Source organism: Archangium gephyra (assembly GCF_049060025.1).
Classification (GTDB): Bacteria; Myxococcota; Myxococcia; order Myxococcales; family Myxococcaceae; genus Archangium; species Archangium gephyra_A.
This window is the reverse complement of sequence record NZ_JBMEQQ010000002.1, coordinates 1,811,067-1,828,885: the sequence shown is the minus strand read 5'-3', so window position 1 is coordinate 1,828,885 and position 17,819 is coordinate 1,811,067. Positions and strand designations below refer to the sequence as shown.

General features: G+C 67.5%; 9 protein-coding genes. 7 read left to right on the top strand and 2 right to left on the bottom strand.

The features are described 5' to 3' along the window. Positions 1-49 precede the first annotated feature (49 nt). A complete protein-coding gene (locus ACN28I_RS07910; protein ID WP_420941488.1) occupies positions 50-538 on the bottom strand; it encodes a hypothetical protein in 489 nt (162 codons plus the stop codon). Positions 539-742: 204 nt separating this feature from the next. Continuing rightward, positions 743-1,072 carry a hypothetical protein gene (locus tag ACN28I_RS07905; RefSeq protein WP_420941487.1) on the bottom strand — a complete coding sequence of 110 codons (330 nt, stop codon included), beginning with the start codon at positions 1,070-1,072 and terminating at the stop codon, positions 743-745. 877 nt (positions 1,073-1,949) lie between these two features. Between ACN28I_RS07905 and ACN28I_RS07900 the strand changes: the two genes are divergently transcribed. From ACN28I_RS07900 to ACN28I_RS07870, 7 genes are all read left to right on the top strand, one after another. Continuing rightward, entirely contained in the window at positions 1,950-6,917 is a 4,968-nt protein-coding gene (locus tag ACN28I_RS07900) for a hypothetical protein (protein ID WP_420941486.1), read from the top strand. Then, complete coding sequence (locus tag ACN28I_RS07895; RefSeq protein WP_420941485.1) at positions 6,910-9,945, top strand: helicase-related protein; 3,036 nt, start codon at positions 6,910-6,912, stop codon at positions 9,943-9,945. Before ACN28I_RS07900 ends, ACN28I_RS07895 begins: the two co-directional genes overlap by 8 nt. 270 nt (positions 9,946-10,215) lie before the next feature. Further along, on the top strand, positions 10,216-11,547 hold the full coding sequence (locus ACN28I_RS07890; RefSeq protein WP_420941484.1) for a S1C family serine protease: 1,332 nt from the start codon (positions 10,216-10,218) through the stop codon (positions 11,545-11,547). Then, positions 11,535-12,506: an FHA domain-containing protein gene (locus ACN28I_RS07885; RefSeq protein ID WP_420941483.1), complete on the top strand. Its 972-nt coding sequence runs from the start codon at positions 11,535-11,537 to the stop codon at positions 12,504-12,506. Before ACN28I_RS07890 ends, ACN28I_RS07885 begins: the two co-directional genes overlap by 13 nt. A gap of 118 nt (positions 12,507-12,624) precedes the next feature. Then, positions 12,625-15,111 carry a type VI secretion system Vgr family protein gene (locus ACN28I_RS07880; protein ID WP_420941482.1) on the top strand — a complete coding sequence of 829 codons (2,487 nt, stop codon included), beginning with the start codon at positions 12,625-12,627 and terminating at the stop codon, positions 15,109-15,111. A 32-nt stretch (positions 15,112-15,143) separates the two neighbouring features. Then, entirely contained in the window at positions 15,144-16,691 is a 1,548-nt protein-coding gene (locus ACN28I_RS07875) for an esterase/lipase family protein (protein WP_420941481.1), read from the top strand. A gap of 194 nt (positions 16,692-16,885) precedes the next feature. Continuing rightward, on the top strand, positions 16,886-17,719 hold the full coding sequence (locus tag ACN28I_RS07870) for a T6SS immunity protein Tli4 family protein (RefSeq protein WP_420941480.1): 834 nt from the start codon (positions 16,886-16,888) through the stop codon (positions 17,717-17,719). The last annotated feature ends 100 nt before the right edge of the window (positions 17,720-17,819 follow it).

Here is a 17,819-nt window from a genome sequence, read left to right as displayed (position 1 = left end):
GTGACGTCGGGGTTGGATTCTAGGAGCCCGCCCCGTGGGGTGCAAAGCGTCAATCGCGCTTGATGCGGCGGCGCGCGGCGAGCCGGTCCAACAGGGCGTGCAGGAGCGGCTCGGCCTGGCGGGGAAGCTGGCGGTCCGTGGGGGAGGGGCTCACCGGGAGGGAGCGTGCGAGCCGGTACAGCTCCACCAGCCGCTCGCGGAACAGCTCGTTGTCCGGCTGCTCCTGGAGGGCGCGGCGGTAGGCGGCGGCGGCGCCTACATAGTCCCCGAGGAAGAAGAGGCGCTCGCCCTCGGTGACGGGGGTGGAGGGGCCCTGGGGGATGGCCTCGGGGACGGCACTGGCCTGAAGGGCCTGGAGGGCCTGCAGCTCGTGGGGCTGGAGCGTCTCGCGCAGGTTGGCCAGCTTGAGGGCGAGGGCCTCGTCCTCGGGGAAGGCCCGGCACAGCGCCTCGTAGAGGCCCAGGGCCTTGTTCAGCTCTCCGCGGCGCAGGGCGCGTTCGGCATGGGCGACCATTTCGGCGCGGGCTTCGGGCTTCATCTCGGGCGCAAGGTTACCGTACGGGGCAGGGAAGTCACCCCGGGACTCAGGTGGCCTGCTCTGAATGTAGGATGGATGTTCACCCAGAGCGGAACCCCCGGCTGTCCGCCTGACCTGGGGAGGAGAGAGCGAGGAATCCGCCATGGTGGATTTTTACCATGTCGATGGCGGTTCGGACGGGGGCGTGGACTCGCGCGGTGTGTCCTACAGGGTCTGGCTGGAGCGCGAGGCCACACGCCGCATGCGCGGCACCACCCAAGCCGCCACGAGCAGGAGTGGGAGCAACCACCATCCCGCGCTCACGATCCACGAGTAGAGACCACTTGCCCAGAAGGCATTCTCGTCTTCGGAGAGCACCAGCGCTCCAGCAAGTTGAGACGAGTCGTCGAGGAGTTTCTGGTTCTCGAGAGAGGGCGTCGGGCGCAGCACGAGACTGACCGTGGGGTCGTCCCTCAGGCTCGCTTCGAAAGTGAAGAGCTTGGTGGCCAGTGCAAGCTGGGAGACCACCAGGAGTCCGACTCGAAGGGCTCTCATCGCTTTGCAGGCACCTTGAGGGCAAATTCTGGCTCTTCTGCACGGTCCGGGTCGAAGGACAGACCGGCCGGGCAGCAGAGCGTAAAGGCTCACGGAGAGACGGCAGACGTGTCGGGTTCCGAGACCGTGGCGGCCATCCATTCAAGACATGGGCAGCGGTGGTCCTCGACCCAGAGGTTCGACCCTGGACCGTATCACCGGCCCGCTGTTCGGCAACAGCCTGCCGGCAAGCAGGTTCCGCCGCGGCGCCTAGTCGTGCAGCGTCTGCTCGTCTACGGTGTGCCAATTGGTTCACATGAGCCGCCACGTGGCGCTCTTGTCCATGACTGGGCCAGCCACGCCACCATCTCCTCGAACTCGGCGAGCCTCGCCGCCGACGAGTGCCTGACGGTGGTGCACTCCGACTTCCCATGCTTCGCTAAGCCCCCGGACGACTGTGTGCCTCAGGTATGCTGCACGGCCAGTGCACTGCATCACCTAAAGGTGGGATAGTTGCCTTGACGGGTACAGGCACCTGATGCTTGCAACCCACAGCCCACGAGCAGCGCTCTTGACGCATCCGTCCGAAATCAGTGTGCGGTCCTTGCTCCAGCAGTTGCTCACCGCGCTTGAGTCAACTCCCCTGCGCAACGAGGCTATTCACCTCCGCCAGGTGTTTGACCGTCGGGAATGGCAGGGACTGGGGCAAGCAGACGTCAACCAACTGCTCCAACTTCTCACTCGTGGGCAGGCGGCAGCACTGCTGCCTTCCGAGGCCCCCATAGGTGTCTCGCTCCAATCCTCCGCGCCTGCACCGACCACGAGTGTAACAACGGCCACGCAACGCGAGGTGACACCGTCACTGCCGTGGTCTCCTCTCGAAGCCTATGCTCCATGGGTGGACGCTGTTCCCCGTGGACGGGAACTGCTCGCGCTTCTCGAGTCGCTGACGCGCTGTGATGACGGAGACGAGGCCACACGGCTTTTGCACCAGCTCTTCGTTGGCCATCTGCGCTTCGAGACGCACGCAGTGGAGGAGACGGGCCGACTTGACTCCAATCAAGTCCTGCGCCGCTTGCGCACCGTGGCACGGCACGAGGCCTTCGTCGTCTCGCTGCTGGAGCTTTCCTTTCCGTACGAATACCCCAGCACCTTTCAACCCGTGTTCCGGTTACACCCCTACGGACTGGTGGTGGCCATTGCGCCAGGATGGAACACGTGCCAGTTCGCCTTCCGCGTGAAGGGTGATGACGCCAGCGTCACCACCCGGACGCGTCCGCTGGTGGGGAAACTGTGGGACGAGGCCCTCCAGGACACGCTCGTGGTGTGGCTGCGACGGTTGGAGCTCCTCCGTCCCCGTGGAGCCGACTCGCCGGCGACGCTGCTCGAGCGCGTCGAGGCGGCCCTCGGGCCTTCTCCCGCCGAAATCGTTGGTAACTGGTCCTCCATACCAGTCGATACCTCGGCGCCCCCGCCCGGGCCATCCTGGCGCGAGTTGCCCGCGCACGAGCGCCGTGCCTTTCTACAAGACGACACCGTGCCGGGGACTCCCCGCTGCTTCTGGGGACTGGAGCGGGTGTTGCGCGCGAGCTTCCCGATGGGAGTGAGCAACCGGCGCGCGCGCATCTGCTACCGCGGCTATGTTCTCGGCGAGGAGGCCTGCTCCGCCGAGGATGCCCTGCGCACGGGCAAGAGCTGGGTGCGGCGCGCCTCCCTGGAACTGGAGGCGCGCATCGAGGACGGGACATCCTTCCCGGTGGTGCTCCCGGTGGCGGTGCCGGAGGTGAGCCGGGAGGGGCACCTGCTCCTGGACGGAACGTGGTATCGCTTCGTGCCTCGCGTGAGCGCGGTGGGTCGGCTCCTCGGAAGCGCGATCTCTCCGGCCGAGTTCGAAGCGGAGGATGAGGAGGAATCGGAAGACGAGGTACTGGAGATCGAGGGCGCAAAGCCCGCCGAGCTTGCCGTGGGCGAGGAGCAGGGGGCCTTCGCCGAGTTCGTAGAAGTGGAGCCCCTCGCCGCAGAGGAGGATGCATCCGAAGAGACCTTCACCGCTCTCCGAGGTGGGCCCGTGCGCGCGGAGGGCGGCAGCCTCGCGGGGGTGCTGGAAGCAGCGGCGGCGCGGAAACTCGCGAGCGTGCGCAAGCGCATCAAGTCATGGGTGGGGGAGCCGCACACCCTCAAGACCGAGCTTCCGTCGATGCTGCGCGGGCTCGTTGGCCGCGACCCGGAACTGCTCCTGGTGTCGCGTCAGTTTCTGCGGCTTGAGCTTGAGCCCATGAGGCACACGGGGAAGCCCGAGGACGAGCTTCCCGTGCTGCGGCACGTCGGTGAGGGAGCGGAGTTCGCGCCCGCGTGGGCCTGCCCGGATGTTTCGGCGGCTCTCCCACCTGGCACCTGGTTGCCGGTAGCCGCCGCGCGGCTCGCGCCGGGTGGAGAGCTGGCAGTGCCCGTGGTACGCGAAGCCGGTGCGCTCCGGCTCGCGGTGGAGGCTCGCCCGTTGTGGAAAGTGAACCCTCGTACGGGCGCCTCCGGTGGCGGGCCGCCGTCCTGGTGGATTGCCTCCGAGCTGGCCACCTTCGCTTTGTTGCCGGCAGGTCGGTTGGAGGGCGCGTCCGCTGTGGCCACGCGCGCGCGGGTGCTCCCCTCCGGGCTTCGGGCGCTGCGAGTGCCAGGAGAGCGACTCCGGGGACGGTTCAGGCAGGGTCTACCCTTGCCTCCCCGGTCTCGGAAGCGGCGCATCCTCCATGCGCGCATCCCCGCCGTGCTTCGTGAGGACGGTCAGCCACAGCACCGTCTCCTGTGCGCGGAGGGCAGGCAGGTCCGCCCGGGACAGGTGTGGTTGGAAGCCCCCCCGGCGCTCTGGGGGGCGAGGACGGCTCCTGCGGAGAAGAAGCCCAAGGGCTCCCCACTGTGGAACCTGCTCGCGCAAGTCTTCCACCCGGAACCCTCTGGGAAACAGAAGAACGAACAGGAGGCGGAGGTCAAGGCACGGGAGGCGACGGCGGCCCAGGTGGCGGTTCGCCAGCGGGCGCCAGGATCGCTGGCGTGGCAGCGGTGGACCATCCCTCCTGGGCTCGCGGGCATTGTGGTGGAGGTGGTCGAGCGGGAGGAGCGGGACCGGTATGGGCTCTGCCTGGGGTGGAGGGTGACGCTTGTGGTGGCTCCAGAAGAGACGGAGGCGCTCCACGGGCATGTGGTCCTCGCGGATGGGCGTGTCATCCCGCTGGAGGGAGCGTACTCGGAGGAGGATGCCCCCTTCATGGCGGACGGAACCGGGGCCGACCTGCTCATCGAGGACCCACACCTCATGGAAGGCATCCGCGGAGCCTCGCCGTGGAGGGATGGGCGGACCGGAGAGGAGCTGTCGGGAGCCGCTGAGCTCACCGAGCGGCTCCACCTGCTCGCTTCCTCGGGGCCTCTGCTCCGCGGCCCCGACCTGAGGCTGCGCTTCCGGGTACGGGACGGAGCGGGCATCCCGGCCTCCTCGGAGGCTCCCGCGCTCTCCACGGTGGACTGGACTTGGTGGTCTGCGGCAGACCCCGCCGGAGTCGTGGCGGTGGCACAGGTTGCGCGCGCGTGGAGCGGAGGTCTGCCACCGTACTGGCCGCACCTAGTCGAGGTGCTTGAGGCGGCGGACGTCCTGCCCCCCGTAATTCCAGCGGAAGGCGACGAGGGCACCCGGTCGGCGGCCTTCGCCGCCAAGCCGCCACCCTCTGCGAGCCAGATTCGGCGCACTGCAGCCACCTACCGGGATGAGAAAGAAACGCCTCTCCGGTGGAGTTGCGCCTGCGGGCGACTGACCGGAGTGCGGCGTGCCCACGAGGTCTGTGCATCGCTCGACCTAGTCGGCACTGCCCCAGCGGAGAAGGCACTGCCTGATGATGGTTGCGGAACACCCGTGCTGTTACGGGCTGCGCTGTCCCGCCGACGCCGACCTCAGAAACTGCCGCTCACCGAGCCGGTCCTCCATCCTTGGAGGCTGGAAGCGGCTGCCGCCCTGCTAGGGCTGACGTGCGCGGAGTTGCTCGAAGAGCACGCCCGCTCCGGTGCCACCAGACTGGCCCTGAGGTTTGCCGTGGCCCTGCGTGAGGAAGACCCCACGGCTGCGGCCCGTGCGCGGCTGGCGGAGGTGGAGCCGGCAAAGCGCGTTGAACTCGTGCACGGGCTCGAACTGCTCCGGGCGATGCGGGACGCGGGGACGCTTCGCCCCCACCGCTTCCTGCTCGCGCGGCTGTCCGTGTTGCCCCGGGCACTCCAGCCTACGGGGCTTCCGCCCGGGGCGCCAACCAAGGTGCAATCCGCCCTGACCCGAGCCTATCAGGACGTGCACGCAGCCTCGCGACTCCTCTCGGGATTGAAGAGCTCCGGCGTGAGCCTCCTTGTGAGGACCGCGCGGCGCACATTGCAAGAGAAGGTCCGCGTGCTCTTCGGCTCGCCCTGGCAGGGGGTGGTGAGCGGGGAGCCACGCAGCTTGGCGGAGCTGACGGCCCGCTTGTGGCCCTTGACCCGGCCGCCACGCCTGCGTTCCGTCATCCCCGGCACCTTCTGGGTGGATGGCGTGCTGGCCGAGGCGGGAGAGCCAGCGAAGGATGTGCTGCCGGAGCCCGGCTTCGACCCCTGCCTCCCTGCCCGAGCAACCGCGCTCGCGGCCATCCCTTCGCAGCGCGACGAGACCTCCGCTGAGAACCAGGACCCAGGGAAAGACGAACCCGTCGAGGAGGAGAGCAAGAGCCTTGAGCCGCCCACGGACGCGCCCGAGCTCAGCTCTTCCAGCATAGGCATCCTGCGCCTGCGCGCCGGGCCGCTAGGTGCAACTCTCACGGGTGTGTTCACAGCCAAGGGGCCCCGGTTGCTTCCCGGGCGTCCGCTGGATGACCCCCAGCCGGACCGCAGGACCTTCTGGATGCGCCGAGCCGCCAAGGAGCGGCTGATTCGCCTCCACCTGCCCCGATTGATGGGCCTCTTCGCGGAGTTTGGCGCTGGCGAGGAGGGAGAGGTGCCAGCCCAGCAATCTCCCTCAGACCGTGGGAGGCTTGGTGCACAGTTGCTACGCGCGTTGGTACGTGCTCTGGATACACCGCGCTCCAACCCCGCTGCGCTTTGCGCGCTGTTGGAGGCGAGCCGTCCACTCCCACTCGAGAACGATGGGCAACGAGCCCTGGAGAGGGTCTCTCCTGCCCTGGTGGCTGCCTTCCCGGGCCAGGGTGCGATGTGCGCGGAGGGACGGGCTTTCCTCGCGGAAGCCCTGGTCGGATGGTGGACGCGCGCGTACGGGACCGCAGAGGTCGGCGGATGGGTGTGGATGCCCGTGCAGGAGAGGGGGCCGGCTGGTGCACGGCGAATGCTTCCCCCGCTCTCCTCCCCGGCGTGGGAGACGTGGCCAGGGATGACCGCGGCCACGGCCCCGGTCCGCTTCCTCCTGTCGCAGGAGGGGCAGCCGGTGACCACCGCGTGGGGCTACTCCCTGCAGGTCGTGCTCGGCCTGGACGTAGAACCGCTCGCCGCCACCGCAGATGAAGCGGAGTTGCCTTCGCTCCCATTGCAAGAGAGCGAGGATGTGCTTCTGTCAGATGCCTCCCCGTTCCCCGAGCCCGTGGAATGGGAGGAGGAGGTCTCCCCTGCACCGCCACTCTCGTGGCCCGCGGCCCAGGTCCTCCAGGGGGCAACAGAGGACGTCACGCTCCTGGACATCAGCCTCGCATCGTGGCTTTCGCGTGGAGCCGTGCAACCGCCCGACGCTTCACCGCGGCAGCTCGACGTCGGCCCCGGGCCGGCGGCGCCCCAGGCCGTGCTCCGAGCCGGGGATATCACGCTGCTCGATCGACCCTTCCTGAACTGGCTTCGTGGAGACCTGAACGATGGCTGAGTTGCCGTCCCTGAAGACGCTCGTTGCACCTGGAGAGCTGCGGGTGGACCTGCTCGAGCTCTTCGAGTCCGAGCCCCAACTGGACATCCTTCTCGCGGCACCGGGGCTGCTGCCGCAGCCCCCCTTCGGCCATGCCCGCCTGGCGAGCGCGCCGCACGAGTCCCTATCCGCCAAGGTGGCCGATGCCCACCGCCGCGCGCTGCTCGCGGCGCTCGGGGCTGAGTTGGACCGCCTGCCCCAGACATCCGCCTGGCAGATGCGCGTGCGCACGTGGATGGAGAAGTTGGGGCGCGCTGACACACGCATTCTCCACTACGCGGCAGGGCCACTTTTCAGCCGCCTCGTCAGCCGCGCCGAAGGGAGTGTGGTGCCGCCAGCTCCCCTCACGAAGGAGTTGCTGCGGCGGGAGCCTGGCTCCGAGTTGGACCTCCAGCTGTCCGGTCAAGCGCACGTGCGAGCACGGGAGTGGTTCGAGCGACACGCCCTCCTGGCCGACGACATGTCCGCCGAGGTGCGGGCGCTGCTAGAGGTCACCTGGGCGGGAGAGTTCTGCTCGGCGGAGGACCTGTACTTCAAGGTGCTCATCGAGTTCTTCCGCGAGATGCTCGACGGCGAGGATATCTCCGACCAGAACCCGCTCCTGAAGGTCATGACGCCCTTCCAGACGACGGCCTACCAGCAGGCCCGGGGCATCCTGCGTCGCTTCGGAGGGGTGTTTCTCGCGGACGTGGTCGGCTTGGGCAAGACCTACATCGCCATGGCGCTGTTGCGTCACCTGCAGGACGAGTTCGACCAGCATGCCGTGGTCGTCGCGCCCCCCGCAGTCTGCCCGGCGTGGACGCGGCTCGCGGAGGAGCACGGGGTCCACCTGCGGACGGTGTCTACGGGGAAGCTCGAGGAGCTCGAGAACTACAGTAAGCGCGAGGTGTTGGTACTCGATGAGTCGCACAACTTCCGAAATCCCGCCACGCGGCGCTACGAGCGCCTCTGGCAGTGGCTGCACCCGGAAGGGCTCCCCTCGCAGCGCAAGGTCCTGCTGCTATCCGCCACCCCGCAGAACAACAGCGCTCGCGACGTGCTCCAGCAACTGCGCCTCTTCCCGGATAACTTCGTCCGTCTGCCCTTTCCCGGCGAGTCCCTGGACAGGTTCTTCAAGGCCGTGGAGGACGGGCGGGAGTCCCTCACCACCATCCTGCAGCACGTTCTGGTGCGGCGGACGCGGCGCTTCATCCAGACGCAATACCCGGACGCTCAGATGCGTGTGCGCGATGCCGCGGGTAATGAGCGGCTCGCCCCCATCCGCTTCCCCAAGCGGGTGTCCGGACCGGAGCAGTGCCTGCGCTACTCCATCGAGGACACCTACGGAGAGGGCCTCTACGATACCATCATGCAGGCGCTGGCCCAGATGGACCTGCCCCTCTATGGATTGGGCGGCTATGTGCTGCAGATGCACGCGCAGGATCCGCGCATCATCGGCTTCCGCCAAGCAGGCCAGAGCCTGCGCGGGCTCTTCCGGGTATTGCTGCTGAAGCGCCTGGAGTCGAGCGAGGCCGCCTTCCGCATCACCCTGGAGCGGCTCAGCGAGCGGCTGACCAGGGCCGTCGAGGACTTGCGCTCGGGCTTCGTTCGTCTGAGCGAGGAGTTGGACGACGATGACGAGCAGAGCGCGGAGACGATGCCCTCCGGGATGTTCCACGTTGACCGGCTGCGCAATGCCCTGCAAGGGGATCTCGACCGCGTGCAGTCCCTGCTGGACGCACTGGGGCGGCGGTCCGCTTCCGAGAGTGCCAAGCTCCGGCGTCTCAAGGGCTATCTCGCCACGCGAGACCCGCGCCACCACCGCACGCTCCTCTTCACCCAGTTCACGGATACGGCGGAGTTTCTCAAGGAGCACCTGAAAGAGGAGTTCGGCCAGGTCGAACTGGTGAGCGGCCGCACTGGGCGTGCCGCACAGGACCTCGCTCACCGGTTCGCCCCTCGTGCCAACCGGAAAGACGTGCCCCCAGAGCGGCAGATCGACCTGCTCATCGCGACCGATGCCTTCAGTGAAGGCATCAACCTGCAGGACGCGGACACCCTCATCAACTACGATCTCCACTGGAATCCAGTGCGCCTTATCCAGCGCGCGGGTCGCATTGACCGCCTAGGCAGCGCCAATGAAGAGATTCACATCGCCAGCTTCCTTCCGGAGCGACAACTGGAGGCCAACCTGAGACTGGAGCAGGTAGTGCGGCGGCGCATCCAGGAGTTTCTCACCATCTTCGGCGAAGACAGCCATGTGCTTCCTACCGAGAACGCGCCGGACCCGGAAGGCGCGGTGGACGCCTATGTGGGGACTGCGTTCGACAAGGCGGAAAAAGCGGACGAGATGGATGGCTTCGGGCGGCACGCCGAGCGCGTCCTCCAGCTCCGCGAGCGTGAGCGCTCGCGTTTCCAACGGTTGAGGGAACTGCGCCCTGGCCGACGCGCCGCGACGGATTCGAAGCACCCCGGAATCGTGGCTTGCCGCATGTCTTGGTACTGGGCCTTCTGGCAGCGACCGTCCGGTGGAGACGAGCTGGCGCGCATTTCCGACCTCGCGGGACTCGACCTGCTCTATCGACACGGAAGGGCACCCAGCGTGGCACCAGAACAGGCCTCGACCGCTTCACGCATGCTCGGAGCCGTCGTGGAGGAGGCACGTCGGCACTTCGCGGTCCAGGCCAGGCAGGTTCGTGAGCAGCGCCTCCAACCCGCCCTCGACCACCAGGAAGAGTGGCTGCGCGCGACCCTCGAGTCCTACGGAGAGCGTTGCAGCGGAGAGCGCCAGCAGAAGGTGAAGGAGATGGTGAATTGGGTACTCGCCGGTCAGTACAAAGCGACACTCCGCCGGGCCATCACTCACTGGCGCAAGGAGCAATTGAAAGACGAGGCACTCTTCCAACAAATGCTGCGCATGCTGCGCTTCCCCATCCGGACCGAAATCCTGGAGGACGAGGAAATGGTGGTCGCGGTGATGGGTGATCCATCCCCCCCACTCAGCACCTGACCGTTCCGCCTGGGGTTTTCGTAAGGCGCCAAGTGCGACGTGCAGTGGCGACGATGAGTGCCGTCAGTCCGCTGCACCCGCCCGCTGCCGTCAACGGAAACGCCAGAAGTCCGCGCTCTCCTGCATCGCCGAGGGGACGCCAACTCCTCGGAGTGTGCCTGCCCCACGTAACCGGGGCAAGCCCACTCATCACCAAGCTAAGTGCGCCGAGTGGATTGGGAGGAAGTGACGCGGGCAATGCGTCGCGGTTCCGCCTAGTGTGTGCCCCGCATGTTGATGATCCTCCTCCTCGCCGCGCTGGCCCAGGCTCCGGTCCCGGCCGCGGACGCCCTTCCCGAAGGAGCGCCGGACGCGGGCACTCCGGCCGTGGTGCCTCCGCTGCCCGTGGCCACGCTGCCCCCCGCCACCCATGAACTCTTCGAGCGCCTCAAGGGCCGCGTCGCCCAGGTGCGCATCATCGAGCGGCGCAGCGGCACCCGGTCGTCCATCGGCTCGGCGTTCTTCGTGAGCGCCGAGGGACTCGCCCTCACCAACTACCACGTCATCTCCGACATCGTTCACCGCCCGGAGGACTACACCGCCGAGCTGGTGCGCGAGGGCAAGGACGCCGAGGCCGTGCCCGTGCGCGTGTTGGATGTGGACGTGGTGCACGATCTCGCCGTCATCCAGCAGGACGCGCCGGTGAAGGACTGGTTCGAGCTGGCCGCGAAGGATCCTCCGCAGGGCACCCGGCTGTACGCCATGGGCAACCCGCACGACCTGGGCACCACCATCGTCGAGGGCACCTACAACGGCCTCGTGCAGGACGCGCTCTACGACAAGGTGCACTTCAGCGGCGCCATCAATCCCGGCATGAGCGGTGGCCCCACCGTCACGGGCGATGGCCGCGTGGTGGGCGTCAACGTGTCCACCATGGGCAACCAGCTCGGATTCCTGGTGCCGGTGGCCCATGCCCGCGCCCTGGCCGAGCGCGCGCGCCAGGTGAAGGAGAGCAGCCCCTCGACGCTGCTGGCCGTGGTGGGCTCGCAACTCCTGGACAACCAGCAGCGCATCACCGAGCGGCTCCTGGCCACGCCCGTCCCGGTGCAACAGCTCGGGGACTACCGCGTGCCCGGCCGCTGGCAGCCCTTCCTCAAGTGCTGGGGCGACACCACCCACCAGCCGGAGAACCCGTACACCATCACCAACTACCAGTGCTCCTCCGAGGAGGACATCTTCCTGAGCGGGGAGCACCGCACGGGCGTGGTGGCCTATGACCACGCCTCCGTGTCCAGCGATCAGCTCGGGCCCCTGCGCTTCTCGGCGCTCTACGAGGCCACCTTCGGCAATGACCCGGGCGGCGTGGACGCCACCAAGGAGGACGTGACGAACTTCCGCTGCCGCGTGGAGTTCGTCTCCGTGAGCGGCATCCCCACCCGGACCGCCCTGTGCCTGCGCGCCTACAAGAAGTTCCCCGGGCTGTATGACCTGGAGCTCCGGGCCGCGACGATCAACGCGAACACCTCGGGCGTCCAGACGAGCCTGACCCTGGCGGGGTTCTCCGCCGACAACGCGCGTGCGCTCGCCCGCCGCTACCTGGAGGCGCTCGCGTGGACGAAGTGATCTTCCTGGAGGTGCTGGAGGCGGACGAGGTGCACGCCCGGCACCGGCTGGACCGCTTCCCCGTCATGGTGGGGCGCGGGTACTCCAACGACGTCATCCTGGATGATCCCAAGGTGTCGGCCTCGCACCTGCGGATCGATCGCACGGAGGAGGGGAGGTTGATGCTGCACGACCTGGGCAGCCGCAACGGCACATTCCGGGTGGTGCCCTGGGCGCGGCTGGCGGAGCTGGAGCTCACGGATGACGCGCGGGTGGCCGTGGGCGACACGGTGCTGCGCTTCCGGAGCCGGACGCACGCGGTGGAGGACACGCGTGCCACCGCCATCCCCGTGGCCCCCCAGGGCCGTCCCTTCGAGCAATCCTTCGCCTTCCCCGCGATGCTGGTGGTGGCGGTGGTGACCTTCCTCCTGCGCGAGTACCAGACGAACTACCAGAAGACGGATTGGGGCTCGCTGGCGCTGGCGGTCGTCGCGCCGGTGTTCGTGTCCTTCATCTGGTCGGGGCTCTGGTCCGTCGCGAACAAGGTGGCGCGGCGCGTGTTCCACTTCGGGGCGCACGGCACCATCGGGAGCCTCGGGCTGCTGGGGTTGCTGGTGATTCCCCTGCTGATTGGACTGCTGACGTACAGCCTGGGGCTGGGCTCGTGGGTGCGGTGGCTGTACCTGATCGCCTACCTGGGGTGGATGGGCTTCGTGCTCTTCTGGCACCTGCGCTACGTGACGCGCGCGGAGCCCCGGCGGCTCGCCGCCATGCTGGCGGTGGTCCTCGTGTGCTTCGGGGCCCTCACCCAGGCGGACTCGCTGCTGGGCGAGGAGGACTTCTCCTCCTCGCTCGACTTCGACCGCACGTTGCTGCCGCCCGCCTTCCAGGTGGTGCCCTCCAAGCCGGTGGACACCTTCTTCGAGGACACGCAGCGGCTCCAGGAGGACGTGGACGCGCTCGCCAAGGAGACGCCCTGAGACTTCAGGCGGGGAGGAACTGTCTCCCTCCGCTGAATTCTTCGAGGATCTCTGAGGGAGGCCCTCGCATTTTGCTATCCTGATCCGTTGAACGACGGGTTGATCGAGGGGGGCATCCATGGGAGCGCCCGTAACACCTGCCTTTTCGCTGCGAATCGGCTCGCAGGAGCCGGAAGCGTTGGTCGTCAGTGGCTTCTCGGGCCGGGAGGGGCTGAGCCGCCTCTACGAGTTCCAGGTGGACTTCCATCCTCTGGAGGACGCTCCGCTGGAGTCCAAGGAGCTGCTGGGCACCGAGGCGTTGCTGACGGTGGGGCTGCCCGACGACAAGACGCGGCAGGTCCACGGGTACGTGCGCGCGGTGGACGCGCTGGGCCAGCACGGTGGACGCTGGCGTTACCGGGCGTGGGTGGTGCCCAGGGCGTGGTGGCTCACGCGGGTGAAGCGCAGCCGCATCTTCCAGGGCAAGACGGTGCCGCAGATCGTCAAGGCGGTGCTGGAGGAGGGGGGCGTGAAGGTGAAGCTGTCGCCGAGCGGCAGCTACGAGGCGCGTGAGTACTGCACGCAGTACCGGGAGACGGACTTCGCCTTCGTGAGCCGGCTGCTGGAATGGGAGGGCCTCTTCTACTTCTTCCAGCACACGGAGGAGGGGCACGTGTTGGTGGTGGGCGACAAGCCCACCGTGCACGAGGCACTGCCGGGCGGGGCGAAGCTGCCGCTGCGGGAGAAGGCGGAGCTGGCGGAGGACAAGGAGTACCTGTCCTCGCTGCAGCGGGTGCACCGGTTGAGGCCGGGCAAGGTGCACCTGAAGGACTACGATTTCGAGAAGCCCGCGCTGGACGTGTCGGGCAAGACGCAGGACTCCAGCAACGGACAGGACACGCTGGAGGTGTACGACTACCCGGGCGAGTACGTGGCGCCCGCGGTGGGCAAGGGCGTGGCGAAGGTGCGCCTGGAAGAAGCGGTGCAGGCGGCGCGCACGCTGGAGGGCGAAGGCGTGTGCCCGCGGCTGACGCCGGGCTATCGCTTCGAAGTGGAAGACGGGGGCACTCACGCCGGGGAGTACGTGGCGGTGGAGGTGGTGCACTCGGGCTCGCAGCCGGAGACGCGCGGGAGCCGGGAAGCACTGGGCAACCTGTACCGCAACAGCTTCAAGTGCATGCCGGCCAGCGTGCCCTTCCGGCCGAGGCGGACCACGCCGGTGCCGCACCTCGCCGGTCTGCAGACGGCCACGGTGGTGGGGCCGGGGGCGGAGGAAATCCACACGGACGAGCACGGGCGCATCAAGGTGCAGTTCCACTGGGACCGGGAGGGCCAGCGGGACGACAAGGCCTCGTGCTGGGTGCGCGTGGGACAGGCCTGGGGCGGCCCCGCCTGGGGCGCGCTGTACCTGCCACGCATCGGGCAGGAGGTGGTGGTGCGCTTCCTGGAGGGCAACCCGGACCGGCCGCTGATCGCCGGCACCGTGTACAACGGAAGCAACCCCACGCCCTACGCGCTGCCGGACGACAAGACGAAGTCCACCCTCAAGAGCGCCTCCAGCCTGGGCAGCGACGGCTTCAACGAGTTCCGCATCGAAGACTCGGCCGGCGAGGAGGAGATCTTCGTCCACGGACAGAAGGACGAGGATCTCGTCACCGAGAACGACAAGGACCAGCTGGTGCGCGCCTACGAGGACCTGCTGGTGAAGAAGGATCGCTCCCGCACGGTGGACGGCAATCAATCCCTCCGCGTCGTGCTGGATGACGTCAGTCTCATCGAAGGCAATCAGTCCCTGCAGGTGACGGGCAACCGCTCCACTCGCACCATCGGCAGCCACTCCGAGTCCGTGGAGGGCAACCAGGCCATGACGGTGTCGAAGAATGTCACCGCTTCCGTCATCCAGGCGGCGTCCGAGAGCGTTGGCGCGGCCAAGGCGCTCACCGTGGGGGCCTCCTATCTGATCAACGTGGCCCTGGCGAAGAACGAGGCCGTTGGCGGGCTCAAGTCCGTGCAGGTCGCTGGCACCCTGTCCGAGTTCGTCGTCGGAAGCCGGCAGGAGATGGTGGCCAAGGACGCTTCGGTCAAGGTGGGCGGCGACTACCAGACCGAGATCAAGGGGCAGGTCTCGGACACGCTCGGCAAGGATTTCAAGGGCGAGGTGGGCAAGAAGCACGAGTTGAGCGTCAAGGAGGCCGTGTCGACGCTGGCCAGGTCCTTCGAACTCAAGGCGGACAAGTTCTCCCTGGTGGTCAACGGCAAGCTCATCCTCAGCATGGAGAAGTCCGGCAAGGTGCACTTCGCTCCCAAGACGTTCACCATCGATGGCTCGGACATCAAGGCCAAGGGCAGCAAGGTGAAGCTGGAGCCGGCGGGCTCGATGAAGGACAAGTCCGTGAAGCTGGCGGAGATCAAGGCCCTCCAGGAGGACAAGATCAAGAAGTCGGTCCACGTGGAGATGCAGATGGCGGACAGCACCGCGCTGGCGGGCCAGAAGTTCGAGGTGAAGCTGCCCGATGGCTCCACGAAGTCGGGCAAGGTGGACGGCGGCGGGGCCGCGAGCGTCGCCGAGGCCAAGCCCGGCCAGGCGGAGATATCCTTCCCCGATCTGGCCAAGTTGGCGGATTGAACCCCGAGCCTCGCATTCCCACTGAGAGACGCATGTCCCCACCGGAAGAGAACAAGGCGGAGATCCAGTGGCACCAGCTCTTCAAGCCCATGAAGGGCATGAAGCAGGGGGCCAAGAACCAGCTCGCCGTTGCCCCGGAAATCATCCCCATCGTCTTCGTGCCCGGCATCATGGGTACCCGGCTGAAGAACTCGAAGGGCGAGAAGGTCTGGGATCCGGACGACGCGTTGTTCATGCTGCGCAAGTACGGCCTGGCCTGGAAGGACGCCGAGGACAAGAAGGATGCGGTCGTCGGCAAGAAGTTCAACGAGAACTTCCTCGAGCCCTACCTGGACGACGCGGAGCACAACGAGGACAAGCTGGAGGACTTCGAGGGTGCGGCCGAGCGGGGCTGGGGCGGCGTGTCCTGGAGCAGCTACGGGAGCATCCTCACCACCCTGCAGACCCGGAAGTGGTGCGAACTGGCGCGCCTGTGCTTCACCATGCCCGTCTACGCCTTCGGGTACAACTGGACGGGCTCCAACACCACCGCGGGCAAGAAGCTCAAGGCCTTCATCGACGACATCGTCCAGAAGCACGCCTGTGAGCACGTCATCATCGTCACCCACTCCATGGGCGGTCTGGTGACGCGCTCGGCCTGCATGGAGCACGGCGCCAATGCCAAGGTGCTGGGCATCGTCCATGGCGTGCAGCCCGTCACCGGAGCGGCCGCCGCCTACTGGCGCATGAAGGGCGGCTTCGAGCGCACGGACCTGATGTCCATTCCCGCCGCCTGGGTGCTCGGGACCAACGGCGAGGAGGTCACCGCCCTGCTGGCCAACATGCCCGGAGGCATGCAACTGCTGCCCAGCCATCACTACACCGCCAACGATGGTTCCAAGCAGTGGCTCCAGTTCGAGGACCACACCGGCAAGCAGGTGACGGCGCTCCCCAAGGACGGCGACCCGTACGCGGAGATCTACAAGGAACAGAAGCAGTACTGGCGGCTGGTCAATCCCGCGTACCTGGCGCCGGGTGAGGACGAGGACAGTCCCGCCTCCGCCAAGACGCGGTGGACCGGCTATACCCAGTTGGTGGACGAGACGAAGGCCTTTCACGATCGCGTCGGGCTCAGCCCCAACGTGGACACGGCCATCTTCTACGGTTCCGGTACGGAGCACCCCACGGCGGATCGCGTCGTCTACAAGCTGTCCCCCAATGGCTTCATGCAGCAGGCCGGGCGGTTCTTCCGGGTCGCCTGGACCTCGCACATGGCCGCCGCCCTCACGGGGGGCTGGGGCGCGGCCGTCTATCTCGGCTACGAGGCCCTCACCACCTCGGATTGGTGGACGTCTCGCGGCGGCTTCCAGACGGAGCTCTTCCTGGAAAACGCCAGGCTCATGGTGGCCCTGCAACCCCCGAACGGGGCTGGCGATGGCACCGTGCCCGAGTCCTCCGGCAAGGGTCTCAAGGCCGAGGCCACGGGCATTCCCAAGATTGCCCACGAGCCCGCCTACCAGGACAAGGTGGCCGCCGAGTTCACCGTCCAGGCCATCGAGAAGTTCTTCCGTTCCAAGGTCAAGAAGCGCATTCAGGAGTAGCCATCCCGATGCTGTTGCCCTCGTCCTTTCCGCCACGCAGGAGCCTCATGGCGGCGCTGAGCCTGCTCCTGCTGGTCCTCGCCTCCTGCACACGCAGCAGTCCCCCTTCGGAGGAAGTACGCATGAGCCCGCAGCCGGCAGAGCCCGTCGTCCGCCAGTGTGTCGGTCGTTTCTGCCTGGAGGTCCCTGCCTCCATGGCCCGCAAGGCCGGCTCTTTCTCTCTCCAGTACGTCTCCATGGAGGAGGTGTTCTGGATGGAGCCTGACGCCGAGCCCCGGCAGCACGTGTGGAAGGAGCGGCTGGCCCGGATCCAGGCCCTCGAGCAGCAGCGGATGATACCCACGGACGTCCGGGGAGAGATTCGCGGCCAGCGGGAGCTGGGGCCCGGCCTGCGCGGAGTGCTCTTCCACGAGGACAACAACCCGGAGCTCATCTCCTGGGGCGGGCTGCTGCGCAGCGGTCCCGTGGACGTGTGGATGCAGATCGACGGAGATCTGGACCGCGAGGGCGAGTGGGCGGCGCGCCTGGCCGAGGTGGCCCAGGCCTACCGGCCGCTGGAGGCCCAGGAGAAGTGGCCCGTTCCCGGCAAGGACTGGTTCTATCTGAACCAGGGCCGCGTCAGCCTGCCCATGAAGTTCAAGGAGGAGGCCCAGGCTCGCTTCGAGGGGCACCCGCTCGGGCTCAAGCTGGCCATCACCACCAAGACGGTGAGCAAGGTGAAGAAGCAGGGCCTCATGGACCGGCTCTCCGACTCCCTGGCGCTGGCCGGCGAGGGGATGACGGGTAGCCTCGTCACCCAGAAATACAAGTCCCGCAAGGTGGCCGGGCTCGAGGGCGAGGAGCTCATTCTCCGCTACACCAAGGGAAAGAAGCGGCAGCTCTACTGCCTGTGGACCTACGCGGGGGAGGCGAAGTCTGGCAGCCACCCGAAGATGTCCATCGAGATGGAGAGCAACCTCGACCAGGACGACGCCAAGGTTGCTGTCTGGAATCAGGTGCTCGATTCCCTGCGCCCCGCGGGCCTGTAGCTCCGCGAGCGCTACATCCCGCGCACGGCGTGCGGCTATCGCCGGGTTTTCTCCCAGTCAAGAATGAGCGTGCCCGGAGTCCCAGCGGGCGAGCGGCGGT